Raw genomic sequence first — 15,273 nt, 5'->3', positions numbered from 1 at the left:
ATTCACTTACTGCCTTGTCTACGGCACCCATGAACGCCATCGAAGTCACCAACCTCGTCAAGCGCTTCGGCGACAAGACCGTCGTCGACCATGTCACCATGACCGTCGCCGAAGGCGAGATCGTCGGCTTCCTCGGGCCCAACGGCTCGGGCAAGACAACCACCATTCGCATCATGTGCGGCCTGCTGACGCCCGACGAGGGCGAGGGCCAGGTGCTGGGCTACGACTTGCGCAGCGACAGCCTCAAGATCAAGCGCGAAGTCGGCTACATGACGCAGAAGTTCTCGTTCTACGAGGACCTGACGATCGGCGAGAACCTCGAATTCGTTGCCCGGCTCTACAAGCTCAGACCTGTCGAGGAGCATGTCGCCCGAACCCTCGAAGAGCTCGGTCTGACCACGCGCCGTAACCAGCTTGCCGGCACGCTGTCGGGCGGCTGGAAGCAGCGCCTGGCACTCGCCGCCTGTATCATGCACAAGCCGAAGCTGCTTCTGCTCGACGAACCCACCGCCGGCGTCGACCCCAAGGCGCGGCGTGAATTCTGGGACGAGATCCACCGCCTGGCGCGCGGCGGGCTCACCGTGCTCGTCTCCACCCACTACATGGACGAGGCCGAGCGCTGCCACCGCATCAGCTACATCTCCTATGGCAAGATGCTGGCGTCGGGCACCGTCGAGGAGGTCGTGCGCAATGCCGGGCTGACAACTTTCGTCGTCTCGGGCCCGCGGCTCGACCAGATCGCCTCCGCGCTTGAAGGCCGGCCCGGCGTCGAGCAGGTCGCCCCCTTCGGCGCGACGCTTCATGTCGTCGGCTCCGACAGGCAGAAGCTCGAGGCAGCCCTTGCCGACATCGGCAGCCGCGAAGGCGTGACCGTCGCGCCGGGCGAAACCAGCCTCGAAGACGTCTTCATCCAGTTCATGGCCGCTTCCAGGGACAATATGTCATGACCGCCAACGGCTTCTTTTCCTTTGCGCGGCTCGGTGCGCTGCTGACCAAGGAATTCATCCAGATGCGGCGTGACCGCATCACCTTTGCCATGATGCTCGGCGTGCCGCTGATGCAGCTGGTGTTGTTCGGCTTCGCCATCAACAGCGACCCCAAAAGCCTGCCCGCAGCACTGCTCGCCACCAGCAACGACCAGTACACGCGGGCCATGGTCTCGGCGCTGCAGAACACCAACTACTACCGCTTCGACCACATCGCCCATACCGCCGCCGAGGCCGAGGAGCTGATGGCCAGCGGCGAGGTTGCCTTCGTCGTCACCATCCCAGCCGATTTCGGCCGCCGGGTGGCGGCCGGCGACGCGCCGCAGATCCTGATCGAGGCCGACGCCACCGATCCCTCGGCCTCCAGCGGTGCTGTGTCTACGCTGGGCACGGTGGCCAACCAGGCGCTGCTCAGGGCCCAGGGCATGGAAGCGTCTTCCGCCGAGACCGCCAAGGGGCAGCTCGAGGTCGTCGTCCATCGCCGCTACAATCCCGAGGGCATCTCGCAATACAACATCGTGCCCGGCCTGCTCGGCGTCATCCTGCAGATGACCATGGTGATGATGACGTCGATGGCACTGACCCGCGAAACCGAGCGCGGCACGATGGAAAATCTGCTCGCCATGCCGGCGAGCCCGGCCGAGATCATGCTCGGCAAGGTCTTGCCCTATCTTGTCGTCGGCGCGGTGCAGGTGACGGTGGTGCTGGTCGCCTCCAAGCTGCTGTTTGCCATCCCGTTCATCGGCTCGCTGTCGTTGCTTCTGTCGGCGATCCTGGTCTTCGTGCTGGCGCTGGTGCTGCTCGGCTACACCATCTCGACGATTGCCCGCACCCAGATGCAGGCGATGCAGCTGACCTTCTTCTTCTTCCTGCCGTCGATCCTGCTGTCGGGTTTCATGTTCCCCTATCGCGGCATGCCCGGCTGGGCCCAGGCGCTGGGCGAGATCCTGCCGCTGACGCATTTCCTGCGCATCATCCGCGCCGTCATGCTGAAGGGCGCAGAGCTGCCGGCCATCGCCGTCGAAGTCGGCATTCTCGGCCTGTTCGTTGCCGTATTCGCTGGGCTGGCCCTGTTCCGCTTCCGCCGCACTCTGGACTGAGAAGGTCTGGCAGCTGCCTTGTGGCATGAGCTTTTGCGCCGCCCATGGCTCTGCTAGGCTGCCTGCTCCCGGCTGAAGGTGCGGCACATGCTTCGTGGCGGACTACGCAACGCGCTGACAGCGCTCCTGCTGCTTTTCGCTGGCGTCGGCCAGGCGAGGGCCGACGACCTCTATTCCGTTGGCACGATCACCAGCGGCACAGCGCCCGAGCGGCGCGACATCGGTTTTGCCAATTGCCTGCGCAATGTCGTGGTCCGGGTCACCGGCGACAGCAGGCTGCTCAATGAGCCGCGCCTTGCCAAACAAGCCGCGCATGCCGGCGAGCTGATCGCCAGCCACAGCTTCCGCGACCGCATGAGTGGCACACCTATTCATGACGAGCAGGGCAGCTACGACCGCCCGCACGACCTGACCTGCGTCTTCGACCGCGCAAAGCTCGACGCCTTCTTGAAGTCGTTCGACCACAAACCTTGGCTCAAGCGTCCAAAACTTGTCGCCGTCATCGGCGCCCTCGACATGAAGGGGAGGGCCAGCATGCTGGCCAGCGACAGCATTGCCCCGCGCGATGAAGACATGCGCGCAGCACTCGTCAGCGCCGCCGACAAGGCAGCCTTGCCGCTTCTGCTGCCGTCGCAGCAACAGTTGATGCACGCGGGGCTTTCGGCTTCGACCCTCGCGAAAGCCGATCCGGCGCGCCTCGGCACCCTGGCCCGCATGGCCGGCGGCGAGCGGGCGCTTGTCGGCACCATCGTCTGGAACAGCAAGCCTGCCGGCTGGGTCGCCGAATGGCGCATCGCCGACGCGTCGCCCGCCACGCGCTGGGGCATTTCAGGCGTCGGCTTCGATGACGCCTTCCGCAACGCCGTCTCAGGCGCCGCGCAGGTGCTGTCGGGGCATGAGGCGCCGTAGTGGCGCCGCCTTGTAGAGGCGGGGCGCTCCGGGTCTGCGAGGCCGCGCCTATGAGGTTGGCGATTCCTCTCCCTCACGAAATGGGAGAGGTGGCCGTGTAGCGCCCGGAGAGGGGTGCTTGGCGAAGAGACTTGGCCCTCCGCTATGGCTCCGGGCGTTCGTCGTTGGAAAAGCCAGATCGTTGGCTTTTCTTGGCCTGCGGCCAACACTCCTCACCCCATCAGCGACCTGACCCGCTTCTCGCCACCAGCCTTGCGCCACGCATTGAACCTGTGCGTCGCCGCCGCGAACGAGATCTTCATCGCCTGGGACACCGAGTAGCGCGACTTGCCCTCGTCGAACATGCGGTAGCAGCATTCGACGCCGTCGGGCGTCAGCTTGCCGTCGCAGGTCTTGTTGTGCGGGTTGGCCGGGTCGAACTGTTCCGGCTGCGGTTCGAGCATGCCCTTGAGGCGGGCGAGGTCTGCTTCGATGCTGGCGATCAGCTCGAGCACGGGCTTGGGGTCGATGTGATGCGCCTGCTGCTTGGCCGCCATTGTGCATTCCTTCTATCAGGTGAGATTAGGCTATATAGCCACACATTCCCCTATAACAAGGCGCGCTGTCGCACCTGATTTGGCATGCGGCAATAGATCATACCTGGGGTAAGCGCGCATTGACCGGGAGGCGTCGAACACCTAGTTTAGAATCATTCTAAACTGGAAGATTCGCAGATGTTGTCCCGTGTCTTCGGCTTCGGCCGCCGCGCCTTCGATTCCTTGTCCGAGCAGGAGATCCTGGCTCTCGCCATTTCGTCGGAGGAGGATGACGGCCGCATTTACCGCGCCTATGCCGACGGCTTGCGCGACGCGTTTCCGCAATCGGCCAAGGTGTTCGACGCCATGGCCGAGGAGGAGGACGGCCACCGCGCCGCACTCATCGAACTGCATCGGGCCCGTTTCGGCGAGCGCATACCGTTGATCCGCCGCGAGCATGTCCGCGGCTATTACGAGCGCAAGCCGGACTGGCTGGTGCGTCCTCTCGGCATCGACAAGGTCCGAGACCAGGCAGAGGACATGGAACGCCAAGCCTACCGCTTCTACATCGAGGCGATGAAGCGGACGAGCGACGCCTCGACCCGCAAGCTGCTCGGCGATCTTGCCGCGGCGGAGCAGGGGCACGAAACGCTCGCCCAGCGTCTCGGCGACAAGCTGGTGCCCAAGGACGTCAAGGACGAGGAGCTGGCTGGCGAACGTCGCCAGTTCATCCTGACCTATGTCCAGCCGGGCCTAGCCGGGCTGATGGACGGATCGGTGTCGACGCTGGCGCCGATCTTCGCCGCCGCCTTCGCCACCCAGGACACCTGGCAGACCTTCCTCATCGGCCTGTCCGCCTCGGTCGGCGCCGGCATCTCGATGGGGTTCACCGAAGCCGCCCATGATGATGGCAAACTGTCCGGTCGCGGCTCGCCGCTCAAGCGTGGCCTCGCCTCGGGCATCATGACATCAGTGGGTGGCCTCGGCCACGCTCTGCCCTATCTCATCCCGCATTTCTGGACCGCCACAACGGTCGCCGCCATCATTGTCTTCTTCGAGCTCTGGGCCATAGCCTTCATCCAGAACCGCTTCATGGAGACGCCGTTCCTGCGCGCGGCCTTCCAGGTCGTGCTCGGCGGCGCGCTGGTCTTCGCGGCGGGTGTGCTGATCGGCAATGCGTGATGCCTGGGCGTTGCCCATCACCCTTTCCCCGTGAAGGAAGGGGGGGGAGGGGCCGTCGGCGTTGCGGCCGTATCCCCTCCTTACGGGGAGAAGGTCCTGCAGGCGATTAGGGGTAGCGTATTCGGTCATGGATAGAGGGGGCGCGAAGGAGCCTGACCTACCCATGCACGTCCCGACTATCCCCCGGCGCTTCCGCCCGCTCGTTCAGCCCGTAATCGCGCACGACATGGGCAATGCGCAGCCTGTAGCCTGAAAACACACCGCCGCGCCCTGCCATCTGCGCCTGCCTGTGTTCCTCGGTGTTGCGCCAGGCCTCCACCGCTTCCTCGTCGCGCCAGAACGACAGCGACAAAAGCTGCTTCGGATCGGCCAGGCTCTGGAACCGCTCGATCGACAGGAAGCCGTCGATGCTCTGGAGCAGCGGACGGAGGTCGGCGGCGATGCCGAGATAGGCGTCGCGCCGGCCCTCCGCCGGCTCCACCTCGAAGATCACGGCGATCATGGCTTCACCAGTGGCGCATGCGGCCCCGACGCCAGCTTCAGAAAGATGCGATCCTCCTTGAGGATGAACTTTTCGCGGCGCGCAAATTCATAGTTCTCACGCCCCAGCGGGTCGGCGGCGAGCCGTGCCCGATAGGCTTCGTAGGCCGCCAGGTTGTCGATGTTGTAGACGCCGTAGGCCGTCGTCGCCGAACCCTCATGTGGGGCGAAGTAGCCGACGAGGTCTGCTCCGCAGCGCGGGATCGCCTGGCCCCAGTTGCGGGCATAGGCCTCGAAAGCCGCTTTGCCGAACGGGTCGATCTCGTAGCGGATGAAGCAGGTGATGGTCATCTTTGTCTCCGGAAGTGTTGGCAATGGTTCGGCCGGCGTCGAAGCATCGGGCCGAGGTCGCGTGCTAGCGCCAGAAGGGTTTTGCGGCTTCACGTGTCGCCTCGCGGCGGCTGAGCCCGATGTCGTCGAGCTGTTCGTCGGTCAGTTGGGAAAGGTCGAGCCGTTGCAGATGCCTGTCGTAGCCGCGGAACAGGAACGCCAGCACCCGGCTGAGCGCATCCAGCGGCAGGCGTCTCGGCGTGGTGGCGAATTCGCTTCTCGTCGTCATGGCTCACTCCTCTGTCTGGTCGGAGACTACGCCTTGCCTGGCGAGAATGCTTCGACTAGCATCGAACCATGGAGGTAGAAGCGCCATGAAAGAAGGTCCCGATATCGCCCGCATCGCCAGCCTTGTCGGCGACCCGGCGCGCGCCAACATGCTGACCGCGCTGATGGATGGCGGCGCGCTGACAGCCAGCGAGCTGGCGCTTGAAGCCGGCGTGTCGCTGCCGACGGCCAGCTCGCATCTCGCCAAGTTGATGGACGGCAAGCTGCTGACGGTGGCGAGCCAGGGCAGGCATCGCTACTACGCGTTGTCAGGTGCCGAGGTCGCCAACATGATCGAGGCGATCAGCGGCGTCGCCGCCCATTCCGGGCCCAGGCGCGCGCGTCCGGGCCCACGCGACAAGTCGATGCGCGAAGCCCGCGTCTGCTACGACCATCTCGCCGGAGACCATGCAGTGGCGATGTTCGACCGCCTCATTGCCCAAGAGATCATCGTCCGCGACGACGAGGAGATCAAGCTCGGCCCGGCGGGCCAGGGTTTCTTCGCCGCCATCGGCATCGATACCGCGACGCTCGGCGCCTCGCGCCGGCCGATGTGCCGCGCCTGCCTCGACTGGAGCGTCAGGCGTTCGCATCTGGCGGGATCGCTCGGCACTGCGATCCTCGACAAGATCCTCGCTGAGAAATGGGCGCGCCGCCCAACAGGCAGCCGCGTCGTCGAATTCACCCCGCCGGGACGCAAGGCTTTCGAGAAGCTGTTCCTCTCCTGACGCCCGATCCGTCGCAGCCACGCCGCTGACAGCCCCTGGCGATGTAACCGCGCCGCGAAACCTGTGGATAATTTCGCGGCAATTGGTCGTTACATCGGTGACGCAAAAGACACATCTTAATCAATGCCGCCCGATCCGGTCTAAATGCCTAAAAAAAAACATGATTCAGCCCTGATCGGGCGCATTTTCACACGAAGATTAACATCGCGTTCACCGAAGATTCACACCCGCCGGCTATGATCGCTTTCACGTTTCGGGACGAGCCCCGGGCGGACAGGGATAAGAACAATGGCTATCTGGAACCACCTCACTTACGCCGCTGTGGCGTTTCGCGAATTCATCGCCCCGACCTACCGCCCCGAGCGTCACTACATGCGCGGCCCGGGACCTGCCTGCGCGCGCCGCTCCGGCTCGCTTCAGTCGCGCGTGACGTTCCACTGATCATGACCGTTACCGGACGTCACGAAAGCCGCATCGCGCGGCCGACCAGCGATCATCGCTCGACCACCTTGCGCGGCGAACGCCGGGCAATCATCGCCACGCGCCTGTAAGGCTTGCTCGCTACGCCGGCGGCGCAATGCCGGCCTGTTTCAAGACGAGCTCTTCAAGACACGATGACGAACCGGCGCGCTGCTTATTTGCGGATGCGGGCGCCTTGCCGATCGGCCCGTTCATACGGGCCGTTCCGCCTTCACCACATGGCGTGGCTGGCGTTCAGCTCCTTCAGCACGGCATCCTCCTTGAGAACCGTGCACAAGCGCGCGATGTTCGGCCAGGCCAGAGCGAGCTTGGCCGGCTCCGGGTGCCAGTACGCCAGCATCAGCAGATAGACGTCGGCGATCGACATATGCGTGCCGGCGAGCCAGTCCCGGTCTTGCAGTGCCGCCTCGACAACGCCGAAGCTGCGCTCCGCCTCTGCGATTGCGGCTGCCTTCACCGCCTCGATGCCATGAGCGTCCGTGGTATAGCGATGAGCGTAATATTCGCGCAGCAGCGCCGGATAGGTCACCGATGTCAGGAAGGCCATCCAGCGCAGGAAGTCGGCGCGCCCAGACGCATCCACTGACGGTGCCAGCCGGGCGTAGGGATGGCGTTCGGCGATCAGCTGGCACATCGCAGCGGACTCCGTCATCGCCTGTCCGTCGGGCAGCACCAGCGCCGGCACCTGGCCAAGCGGGCTGATCTTGCGGAACTCTGATGGGGGCTCGACGCCCTTGACCACCTCGATGCGCTCGAATGGCACACCCGCCAGGGCGAAAGCCGCCTCGACGACAAAGCCGCCGCTGCCGGCGCGTGTGTAAAGCCTGTACATTTCTGCCCCCAGCCGTTCTTCCCCGGCGCTCGGATATGACATGCCGCCGACATCCTGCTCAAGGCGGGCAGGCGCTTGCCAGGATCGATTTTTCGCCGGTCCAGCCGCTACGGCCCTGCTGCGCTGCATGATCCCCTTAATCGGGATCGATTTTCGCATTCGACCGGCGCGCGGCCGAAAAAAACTCTGCTAGCCTGTCGAAATCCGTCGAGGTGGCGCGACTTCCGTTCGGCCCGCGACGACGCGGCCTGGAACAACAGGAGACCACAATGCAGTACATGCTTCTGCTTCATCACGACGACACGCCCTTTGCGGCGGCGAGCCCGGAAGACCAGGAGAAGATGAGCGCGCCCTACATGGCCTACAATGAAGCGCTGATCAAAGCCGGAGCCATGGTGTCGGGCGAGCGTCTGCGCGGCGCGTCTTCGGCGACGACAGTCCGTGTCCGCGACGGCAAGACCGAAGTGCTCGACGGCCCTTTCGCCACGACCAAGGAGCAGCTCGGCGGTTTCTACATCATCGAGGCGCCGGACCTTGACGCCGCGCTCGGCTGGGCGGCGCGTTGCCCAAGCGCCAATTACGGCATCGTCGAGGTCCGCCCGATCTGGCCAACCCGCTAGCATGGCTCCCCATTAGCATGGCTCAGGGCGCCGAACAGGCGCGGGCGGCGGCGGAAGCCGCTGCCCGCCAGAGCTACGGCAGGCTCGTTGCCTGGCTGGCGGCGCGCACCCGCGATGTCGCCGGTGCCGAGGACGCGCTTGCCGACGCGTTCGCCGCGGCCTTGTCCAGATGGCCAGAGACCGGCGTGCCGGACCATCCCGAGGCCTGGCTGCTGACGGTGGCGCGGCGACGGTCCATCGACCAGCGGCGTCGGCGCATGACCGGCGAAGCGGGCCAGGCCCATCTCAGGCTCATTGGCGAAGAACTGGAACAGGAGATGGCGCGCGAGAAATGTCCCGACGACCGGCTTGGCCTGATCTTCGCCTGCGCCCATCCGGCGATCGACGCCGGCGTGCGTGCCCCGTTGATCCTGCAGACGATCCTCGGCTTCGATGCCGCCACCATCGCCTCGGCCTTCCTCGTCTCGCCCTCGACGATGAGTCAGCGGCTGGTGCGGGCGAAGTCGCGTATCAAGCATGCCGGCATCCCGTTCCGCATTCCCGAAAAGGCCGAGCTCGGCGAAAGGCTGCTGGCCGTTCTGGAAGCGATCTACGCAGCATTCGCCGAAGGCTGGACCGACGCCAGCGGTGCCGAATCCCGCCGCCGCAACCTCGCTTCCGAAGCCATCTGGCTCGGCCGGCTGGTGGTCGACCTGCTGCCGGACGAACCGGAGGCGCTCTGCCTGCTGTCCCTGATGCTGCATGCCGAGGCGCGCCGGCCGGCCCGCCGTAACCCGCTGGGCGAGTTTGTGCCGCTCGGCGAGCAGAACACCTTGTTGTGGGATGCTGGCCTGATCGGCGAGGCCGATGCATTGCTGCAGCGCGCCGGCGCCTTCGGAGGCATCGGCCGCTACCAGATCGAGGCGGCCATCCAGTCGGCCCATGCCGCGCGCCGTTTTGCCGGCCGCACCGACTGGGCGGCGATCGCCACCCTTTATGCCGGGCTGATGACGCTCTCGGCCTCGCCGGTCGTTGCCGTCAACCACGCGGTGGCTGTCGCCTATGCCGGCGCGCCCGAACAAGGTCTGGCCCTGCTCGACGCCATCGACGACGCCAGGCTCAACGAGTACCAGCCCTATTGGGCGGCGCGTGCCGAGTTGCTGACGCTCTCAGGCAATCTCGCCGAAGCCGACAAGGCCTATGAACTCGCCATCGGCCTCGAACCCGACCAGGCCGTGCGCCGGTTCCTCAAGCGCCGCAGAGGCGACGCAGCTTCACGCAGCGGGCAGGTCAGCGGCTGAGCGCGGGGTCGCAGGCGCGCAGCATTACCGTCGCTTCGGCGTCTTCGCCAAGCGTCAGGCAGCCTTCACTGGAGCAGAGCAGCCAGCCGTCGCCGGTGGCGCCCGATGCGGCCAGCACCAGCACTTCTTGTGGGCCGACCTTCGGTGTGTAGCGCCACCAGCCGTTGTCGAAGACAGCGCCTTCGGGCGGGTCCATGCCGGCGCCCGAGCCCTGCACGCGGGCGCCAACGATCTGGAGTTTACCGTCGCTCACGCGCCAGTCTTCTTCCCAGCGCAGTTTTTCCACCGAATGTGTCCAGCTCAGCGTGAAGGCGGCCACCGCGAGCGCGGCCGCCTTTGAGCCGGCGACTATGCACAAGCCCACGGTCAGGCCTTGTTGCTCCCTGCAGCCGCTCCAGCTTCGGGCTGTCCGCGCGTGCGCAGCCAGTGAAGCCCTATGATCACGGCCGCAAGCGCGAAACCGATTTCGTCCGTCATCGGCAGGGCGGCGACCAGGGTGAAGGCCGCTGCGGTCGCCAGCAGGCGTTCCCATGCGACCATGCGCCTGCGCAGGAAGCCGACGACTGCGGCGCCCCAGAGGGCGATGGCCAACCCGGTCTTGAAGACGATGTAGGCGACTGCCGGCCAGTAACCGATGGCGGCTGCCATCGGCCCGCCTTCCTGAAGCATGAGCGAGGGAGTGTAGACCGCCATGAACGGAATGACGAAGCCTGCTGCTGCGACCTTGATGGCCTCGAACGAGATCTTCAGTCCGCTCTCGCGCGCGATTGGCGCCGCAGCAAAACAGGCCAGCGCCACCGGTGGCGTCAAGTCGGCCAGGATACCGAAGTAGAACACGAACATGTGGCTGACCAGAAGCGGCACGCCCAGTTCGAGCAGGGCTGGCCCGGCGATTGACGAGGTGATGATGTAGTTCGGGATGGTTGGAATGCCCATGCCAAGCACGATGCAGGTCACCATCGTCAGGACCAGCGACAGGAACAGGCTCGATTCGCCCACCGAAACGATGAACGCGCCGAAGGTTGTCGCGACTCCGGTCAGCGTCATCGTGCCGATGATGACGCCGACGACGGCGCAGGCGACGCCCACCGGCAGCGCCGTCCTGGCGCCTTCCGCAAGGGCGTCGCGGCACGAGATCAGCGTGTCGCGGCCGCCGCTGACGAAGGCGTTGACGGCGATCAGGGCCGCTGCCGCAACAAGGATCGCGCCGATGCCGATGCGAAAGAAGCTCGCTGCCACCAGGCCAAGCCCGATCCAGAAGACCATCCGGATGACCATTGAAGGCAGCCGCAGCGCCACCGAACCGCCGAGGATCAGCAGAACCGTCATCGCCAGGCCGATGGTTCCGGCATACAGTGGCGTATACCCGGAAAACAGCAGGTAGATCAGCACCGCCAGCGGCAGGATAAGGAACCAGCCTTCGCGCAGCGCGCGGATCGGCGAGGGCAGGTCCGCCCGCGGCAGCCCGTGCAGCCCGTGCTTGCCCGCTTCGAGATGCACCATCCAGAATGCTGAGGCAAAATACAGCAGGGCCGGAATGAGCGCTGCCTTCACCACCTCGTAGTACTCCACGCCCAGCGTCTCGGCCATGATGAAAGCCACCGCGCCCATCACCGGCGGCATGATCTGCCCACCCATCGACGCGGTCGCCTCGACGCCGCCGGCAAAGGCAGGGCGGTAGCCGAACCGCTTCATCAGTGGGATCGTGAACTGCCCGGTGGTCACCACATTGGCCACGCCAGAACCGGAAATCGTGCCCATCATGCCCGAAGCGATTACCGCCACCTTGGCGGCGCCACCGCGCGCGTGCCCGACGCAGCCCAGCGAGATGTCGGTGAACAGCTTGATCATGCCCGCGCGTTCGAGGAACGAGCCGAACAGGATGAACAGGAAGATGTAGGTCGCCGAGACGTAGATCGGAATACCGTAGATACCCTCGGTGCCGTAGGCCAGCTGGTCGATGACTTGCGAGAAGTCGTAGCCGCGATGGTTCAACGGCGACGGCAGGTACTGGCCGAACAACGCGTAAAGAAGGAAGCTTCCCGAAATGATCGGCAATGCCGGTCCCATCATCGCATAGGCGGCGAGGAATACGGTTGCCAGGGCGATCACGCCGAAGACCAGGTCGACCTGGTTCAGGTCGCCGGCCCTCAGGATCAACGGCTCATATTCGATGAACTGGTAGGTCGCCACCGCAACGCCGAGGAAGGCGAGCCCCCAGGCCAGCGCCTTGCCGGTGGCACCGGCGCCGCGCGCCGTCGCCACCAGTGGAAAGGCCAACAGCAGCAGGAAGGCGACATGGGTCGCCCGCAGGACCTGGCTCGGCACGCTCAGCACATGGGCCGCCGTGGCGATCTGGAACAGCGAGAAGGCAACCGCCGTCCAAAACAGCAGCCGGCCTTCGGGTGTCTTGGCAAAGCCGCTGCCGGTCGGGTCATGGAAATCGGCTGCGGGCGGGGAGACGTCGGGTCGCGACATCGCTGGCTCCGGCAAGGGCTATGTTGGAAGTTAGGGCGGCAAGGTGCCGCCCAGCTGGATCAGGCCTGTGCGTGGGCCGGGCCTACATCAGGCCCTTTTCCTTGTAATAGCGTTCCGCGCCCGGATGCAGCGGGATGGGCAGGCCCTTGGCGGCGCTATCGGCGGAGATCGCCTTCGCCGCGGCATGGGCTGCTGTCATCTGGTCGAGATTGTCGAACAACTGCTTGGTCATTTCATAAGCGAGGTCGTCCGACACGTCGGAATTCGTCACGAGGATGTTGGTGATCGCCAGCGTCGGCACGTCGGCCGACTGGCCTTCATATGTGCCCGCCGGAATCGTGGCTGCCTGGAATGGTGCGCCCAGCTTCTCGGCGACGTCGGCCGGCACCGCCACGACGGTGATCGGCAACGACACCGCAAGGTCTTTGATCGACGCGACGCCAAGTCCGGCAGACTGCAAGGTGGCGTCGAGCTGCCGGTTCTTGATCAACTCGACCGACTCGCCAAACGGCAGGTATTCGGTCTTGCCGAGGTCCTGGTAGCTCATGCCGAGCGCTCCGAAGATGGCGCGAGCATTGAGCTCTGTGCCCGACTTGGGGGCGCCGACGGAAAGGCTCTTGCCTTTCAGGTCGGTGAAGCTGCTGATTCCGGATTCCTTGGCGGCCACGATCTGCACATAGTTCGGATAGATGGCGGCGATCGCCCGCAGCTTGTCGAGCTTCTTGCTGAAGCCTGCCTCAGTGTCGCCTTCCCAGGCCGCCTTGACGGAATCGCCGAGTGCGAAGCCTATTTCGCCCTTGCCCTGCTGCAGAAGGTTCAAGTTCTCCACCGACGCCTTGGTTGCCTGCACCTGAGTGCGCACGTCCTTGATGCTCTTGCCGTAGATTTCCGACAGCGCGACACCGAGCGGATAATACACGCCCGAAGTGCCTCCGGTCAGCACGTTGATGAACTGTTCCGCCTTGGCCGGAACTGCGGCCAGGGCGACACCGATGGCCACGGCGCCGGCAGCAAATAGCTTCGACTTCAGATGCAGCATGTATCTCTCCTCCGATTGACGCGCCCGCGCTCTGGTCTGCGCCGACTTGCGGGCATGTTAGCGGGAGGAGGTCAAATGCCAAGCCTCAATTGTTCATAGTAAACCTACGCTTCGTCCTCAGCCGCCCAGCCCTTCGAACAGCACCGTCGACAGATACCGCTCCGCAAAGGACGGGATCACCACAACGATGTTCTTGCCGGCATTCTCCGGCCGCGAGCCGACAATCACTGCCGCCTGCAGCGCTGCACCCGAGGAGATGCCGACCGGCACGCCTTCGAGACGCGCGACGAGGCGGGCGTTTGCCACCGCATCCTCGTTCGAAACCTTGATGATCTCGTCATAGACGGTCGTGTCGAGCACTTTGGGCGCGAAGCCGGCGCCGATGCCCTGAATCTTGTGCGGGCCGGGCTGGCCGCCCGACAGCACCGGCGAACCCTCGGGCTCGACTGCCACGACATGCAGCGAAGGCTTGCGGGCCTTGATCACCTGGCCGACGCCGGTGATCGTGCCGCCGGTGCCGATGCCGGCAACGAAGATGTCGATCGACCCCTGCGTGTCGTTCCAGATCTCCTCGGCCGTCGTCTGGCGATGGATCTCGGGATTGGCCGGGTTTTCGAACTGCTGCGGAATGATCGCGTTGGGAATTGTCTGCACCAGCTCCTCGGCCTTGGCAATTGCGCCCTTCATGCCCTTGGCGCCTTCGGTCAGCACCAGTTCGGCACCGAGCAGCGCCAGCATCTTGCGGCGCTCGATCGACATCGTCTCCGGCATGGTCAGGATCAGCTTGTAGCCTTTGGCGGCGGCGGCAAAGGCAAGCGCGATGCCGGTATTGCCCGACGTCGGTTCGATCAGCGTGCTCTTGCCCGGCTCGATGCGGCCGGCGGCTTCCAGCGCCTCGACCATGGCGACGCCGATGCGGTCCTTGACCGACGCGATCGGGTTGAAGAACTCCAGCTTGGCGATCAGGTTCGCGACGACGCCCTTCTCCCTGGCGAACTTGTCGAGCCGTACCAGCGGCGTGTCGCCGATGGTTTCGGTGATGGAGCCATAGACGCGTCCGCGACCTGGTACGCGCGTGGAGGTAACGGGCTTGTTCATCGATTCGCTCCCTAGGATTGCCTGAGATGTTAACTGCGAAGATAGGGGGTCGCAGGGCAAATTCCGAGTGGGTGCCGTGCTGATTAGGCAAGGCCCACGGAAACATGTTTCCGTGGGCCTTGATTTGTAGGAATGAAATTCCAGTCCGCCTGTCTACTGGCGGACCGCGATGGCAGCGGCGGCACCAACCATGAAACCGGCTGCGGTGCGGTTGAGCAGCTTGAGCGCGCGCGGCGTCTTGAGGAACCAGCGCGCCTGCGAAGCCAGCGCCAGGTAGGGCACCAGCACGATCAGCAGCACGACGATCGTGACAGCGACGAGAATGCCGTAGTCGCCCAGCTTCAGCGCATGCAGGTCGACGACCGTCGGCATGATCGCCATGTAGAAGATCATCGACTTGGGATTGCCCAAGGTCACCGTCAGCCCGGCGAGGAAGCTCGAGAACAGTCCGCCCTTGCCCTTCCTTGCCTCGACCGTCTCCGGCGTGATGCCGCTGGTCCAGAAATTCCAGGCGAGCCAGGCGAGATAGGCGACGCCGAGCCACTTGATCGCCAGGAACACCATGCCGAAGGACTGGGCGACAAAGGCAAGGCCAAGCGCTACGGCGGTGAGATAGGTGAGATCGCCGAGCACGATCCCGAGCGACATGGCCAACGACGAGCGGAAGCCCGAGCCGAGCGCGCGCGCCACCAGCGCCGTCACGCCCGGACCAGGAATGGCGGCAGCGATGGCGAGCGCACCGCTATAGGCAAGAAAACCTGTAAGGGTCATGGCGGAATCCAGGCAGGATTGAATGGTCGCGCTATCGCACGAAAGCGGTATCCATGGAATGCCGCGGGGATTGGGCCAGCGTTCACATTTTTCAGGAATTTGCCCTGTACGCTCAGAA

18 protein-coding genes are annotated in these 15,273 nt (G+C 64.9%); 8 read left to right on the top strand and 10 right to left on the bottom strand.

Annotated elements, in window-relative coordinates; genetic code table 11:
* Positions 1-29 precede the first annotated feature (29 nt).
* The 3 genes from N7E70_RS00430 (at position 30) to N7E70_RS00420 (ending at position 2,995) form a co-directional block, all read left to right on the top strand.
* Positions 30-947, top strand: a complete 918-nt coding sequence (locus tag N7E70_RS00430; RefSeq protein WP_067954549.1) for an ABC transporter ATP-binding protein — start codon at positions 30-32, stop codon at positions 945-947.
* Positions 944-2,086: an ABC transporter permease gene (locus tag N7E70_RS00425; RefSeq protein ID WP_154384700.1), complete on the top strand. Its 1,143-nt coding sequence runs from the start codon at positions 944-946 to the stop codon at positions 2,084-2,086. The genes N7E70_RS00430 and N7E70_RS00425 overlap by 4 nt, the downstream gene beginning before the upstream one ends.
* An 87-nt stretch (positions 2,087-2,173) precedes the next feature.
* On the top strand, positions 2,174-2,995 hold the full coding sequence (locus N7E70_RS00420) for a DUF2066 domain-containing protein (protein ID WP_067954545.1): 822 nt from the start codon (positions 2,174-2,176) through the stop codon (positions 2,993-2,995).
* 212 nt (positions 2,996-3,207) lie between these two features.
* Here N7E70_RS00420 and N7E70_RS00415 read toward each other — a convergent pair whose 3' ends face one another.
* Positions 3,208-3,531, bottom strand: a complete 324-nt coding sequence (locus N7E70_RS00415; protein ID WP_067954543.1) for a hypothetical protein — start codon at positions 3,529-3,531, stop codon at positions 3,208-3,210.
* Positions 3,532-3,708: 177 nt separating this feature from the next.
* Here N7E70_RS00415 and mbfA point away from each other — a divergent pair, with 177 nt between their 5' ends.
* Entirely contained in the window at positions 3,709-4,692 is a 984-nt protein-coding gene (mbfA, locus tag N7E70_RS00410; RefSeq protein WP_067954541.1) for an iron exporter MbfA, read from the top strand.
* A gap of 157 nt (positions 4,693-4,849) precedes the next feature.
* Here the strand turns inward: mbfA and N7E70_RS00405 are convergent, their stop codons facing one another.
* The 3 genes from N7E70_RS00405 to N7E70_RS00395 form a co-directional block, all read right to left on the bottom strand.
* A complete protein-coding gene (locus N7E70_RS00405) occupies positions 4,850-5,194 on the bottom strand; it encodes an antibiotic biosynthesis monooxygenase family protein (RefSeq protein ID WP_067954539.1) in 345 nt (114 codons plus the stop codon).
* Positions 5,191-5,523, bottom strand: a complete 333-nt coding sequence (locus N7E70_RS00400; RefSeq protein WP_067954537.1) for an NIPSNAP family protein — start codon at positions 5,521-5,523, stop codon at positions 5,191-5,193. The genes N7E70_RS00405 and N7E70_RS00400 overlap by 4 nt, the downstream gene beginning before the upstream one ends.
* Positions 5,524-5,587: 64 nt before the next feature.
* Entirely contained in the window at positions 5,588-5,791 is a 204-nt protein-coding gene (locus N7E70_RS00395) for a DUF1127 domain-containing protein (protein WP_067954536.1), read from the bottom strand.
* Positions 5,792-5,876: 85 nt separating this feature from the next.
* Here N7E70_RS00395 and N7E70_RS00390 point away from each other — a divergent pair, with 85 nt between their 5' ends.
* Both N7E70_RS00390 and N7E70_RS00385 read left to right on the top strand, forming a co-directional pair.
* On the top strand, positions 5,877-6,557 hold the full coding sequence (locus tag N7E70_RS00390; RefSeq protein WP_263005097.1) for an ArsR/SmtB family transcription factor: 681 nt from the start codon (positions 5,877-5,879) through the stop codon (positions 6,555-6,557).
* Positions 6,558-6,845: 288 nt separating this feature from the next.
* Positions 6,846-6,998: a hypothetical protein gene (locus N7E70_RS00385; RefSeq protein ID WP_169808285.1), complete on the top strand. Its 153-nt coding sequence runs from the start codon at positions 6,846-6,848 to the stop codon at positions 6,996-6,998.
* Between the two features lie 250 nt (positions 6,999-7,248).
* Here N7E70_RS00385 and N7E70_RS00380 read toward each other — a convergent pair whose 3' ends face one another.
* Complete coding sequence (locus N7E70_RS00380) at positions 7,249-7,869, bottom strand: glutathione S-transferase family protein (protein WP_182573539.1); 621 nt, start codon at positions 7,867-7,869, stop codon at positions 7,249-7,251.
* Between the two features lie 269 nt (positions 7,870-8,138).
* Between N7E70_RS00380 and N7E70_RS00375 the strand changes: the two genes are divergently transcribed.
* Positions 8,139-8,489 (top strand): YciI family protein, encoded by a 351-nt coding sequence (locus N7E70_RS00375; protein ID WP_067965761.1) that lies wholly within the window; start codon positions 8,139-8,141, stop codon positions 8,487-8,489.
* Positions 8,490-8,506: 17 nt separating this feature from the next.
* Complete coding sequence (locus N7E70_RS00370; protein ID WP_263005094.1) at positions 8,507-9,769, top strand: RNA polymerase sigma factor; 1,263 nt, start codon at positions 8,507-8,509, stop codon at positions 9,767-9,769.
* Here the strand turns inward: N7E70_RS00370 and N7E70_RS00365 are convergent.
* The 5 genes from N7E70_RS00365 to N7E70_RS00345 all read right to left on the bottom strand — a co-directional run bounded on the left by N7E70_RS00365 (position 9,759) and on the right by N7E70_RS00345 (position 15,155).
* Positions 9,759-10,055 carry a DUF1850 domain-containing protein gene (locus tag N7E70_RS00365; protein WP_331461864.1) on the bottom strand — a complete coding sequence of 99 codons (297 nt, stop codon included), beginning with the start codon at positions 10,053-10,055 and terminating at the stop codon, positions 9,759-9,761. The genes N7E70_RS00370 and N7E70_RS00365 overlap by 11 nt on opposite strands.
* A gap of 80 nt (positions 10,056-10,135) precedes the next feature.
* Positions 10,136-12,247: a TRAP transporter permease gene (locus N7E70_RS00360; protein ID WP_154384704.1), complete on the bottom strand. Its 2,112-nt coding sequence runs from the start codon at positions 12,245-12,247 to the stop codon at positions 10,136-10,138.
* Between the two features lie 82 nt (positions 12,248-12,329).
* Complete coding sequence (locus N7E70_RS00355) at positions 12,330-13,286, bottom strand: TAXI family TRAP transporter solute-binding subunit (RefSeq protein ID WP_182573538.1); 957 nt, start codon at positions 13,284-13,286, stop codon at positions 12,330-12,332.
* Positions 13,287-13,403: 117 nt separating this feature from the next.
* Positions 13,404-14,384 carry a cysteine synthase A gene (gene cysK, locus N7E70_RS00350; protein ID WP_067954523.1) on the bottom strand — a complete coding sequence of 327 codons (981 nt, stop codon included), beginning with the start codon at positions 14,382-14,384 and terminating at the stop codon, positions 13,404-13,406.
* Between the two features lie 153 nt (positions 14,385-14,537).
* Complete coding sequence (locus N7E70_RS00345) at positions 14,538-15,155, bottom strand: LysE family translocator (protein WP_263005091.1); 618 nt, start codon at positions 15,153-15,155, stop codon at positions 14,538-14,540.
* Positions 15,156-15,273 lie beyond the last annotated feature (118 nt).

It is taken from the genome of Aminobacter sp. NyZ550, assembly GCF_025628925.2.
Taxonomy (GTDB): domain Bacteria; phylum Pseudomonadota; class Alphaproteobacteria; order Rhizobiales; family Rhizobiaceae; genus Aminobacter; species Aminobacter ciceronei.
The sequence above is the reverse complement of the archived record's forward strand: the minus strand, read 5'-3'. Positions and strand labels throughout refer to the sequence as shown.

What these genes read in the sequence shown, in the direction of transcription:
- N7E70_RS00430 (WP_067954549.1), top strand. Translation starts at nt 30, where the DNA reads ATGAACGCCATCGAAGTCACCAACCTCGTCAAGCGCTTCGGCGACAAG.
- N7E70_RS00425 (WP_154384700.1), top strand. Translation starts at nt 944, where the DNA reads ATGACCGCCAACGGCTTCTTTTCCTTTGCGCGGCTCGGTGCGCTGCTG.
- N7E70_RS00420 (WP_067954545.1), top strand. Translation starts at nt 2,174, where the DNA reads ATGCTTCGTGGCGGACTACGCAACGCGCTGACAGCGCTCCTGCTGCTT.
- N7E70_RS00415 (WP_067954543.1), bottom strand. Translation starts at nt 3,531, where the DNA reads ATGGCGGCCAAGCAGCAGGCGCATCACATCGACCCCAAGCCCGTGCTC.
- mbfA (WP_067954541.1), top strand. Translation starts at nt 3,709, where the DNA reads ATGTTGTCCCGTGTCTTCGGCTTCGGCCGCCGCGCCTTCGATTCCTTG.
- N7E70_RS00405 (WP_067954539.1), bottom strand. Translation starts at nt 5,194, where the DNA reads ATGATCGCCGTGATCTTCGAGGTGGAGCCGGCGGAGGGCCGGCGCGAC.
- N7E70_RS00400 (WP_067954537.1), bottom strand. Translation starts at nt 5,523, where the DNA reads ATGACCATCACCTGCTTCATCCGCTACGAGATCGACCCGTTCGGCAAA.
- N7E70_RS00395 (WP_067954536.1), bottom strand. Translation starts at nt 5,791, where the DNA reads ATGACGACGAGAAGCGAATTCGCCACCACGCCGAGACGCCTGCCGCTG.
- N7E70_RS00390 (WP_263005097.1), top strand. Translation starts at nt 5,877, where the DNA reads ATGAAAGAAGGTCCCGATATCGCCCGCATCGCCAGCCTTGTCGGCGAC.
- N7E70_RS00385 (WP_169808285.1), top strand. Translation starts at nt 6,846, where the DNA reads ATGGCTATCTGGAACCACCTCACTTACGCCGCTGTGGCGTTTCGCGAA.
- N7E70_RS00380 (WP_182573539.1), bottom strand. Translation starts at nt 7,869, where the DNA reads ATGTACAGGCTTTACACACGCGCCGGCAGCGGCGGCTTTGTCGTCGAG.
- N7E70_RS00375 (WP_067965761.1), top strand. Translation starts at nt 8,139, where the DNA reads ATGCAGTACATGCTTCTGCTTCATCACGACGACACGCCCTTTGCGGCG.
- N7E70_RS00370 (WP_263005094.1), top strand. Translation starts at nt 8,507, where the DNA reads ATGGCTCAGGGCGCCGAACAGGCGCGGGCGGCGGCGGAAGCCGCTGCC.
- N7E70_RS00360 (WP_154384704.1), bottom strand. Translation starts at nt 12,247, where the DNA reads ATGTCGCGACCCGACGTCTCCCCGCCCGCAGCCGATTTCCATGACCCG.
- N7E70_RS00355 (WP_182573538.1), bottom strand. Translation starts at nt 13,286, where the DNA reads ATGCTGCATCTGAAGTCGAAGCTATTTGCTGCCGGCGCCGTGGCCATC.
- cysK (WP_067954523.1), bottom strand. Translation starts at nt 14,384, where the DNA reads ATGAACAAGCCCGTTACCTCCACGCGCGTACCAGGTCGCGGACGCGTC.
- N7E70_RS00345 (WP_263005091.1), bottom strand. Translation starts at nt 15,155, where the DNA reads ATGACCCTTACAGGTTTTCTTGCCTATAGCGGTGCGCTCGCCATCGCT.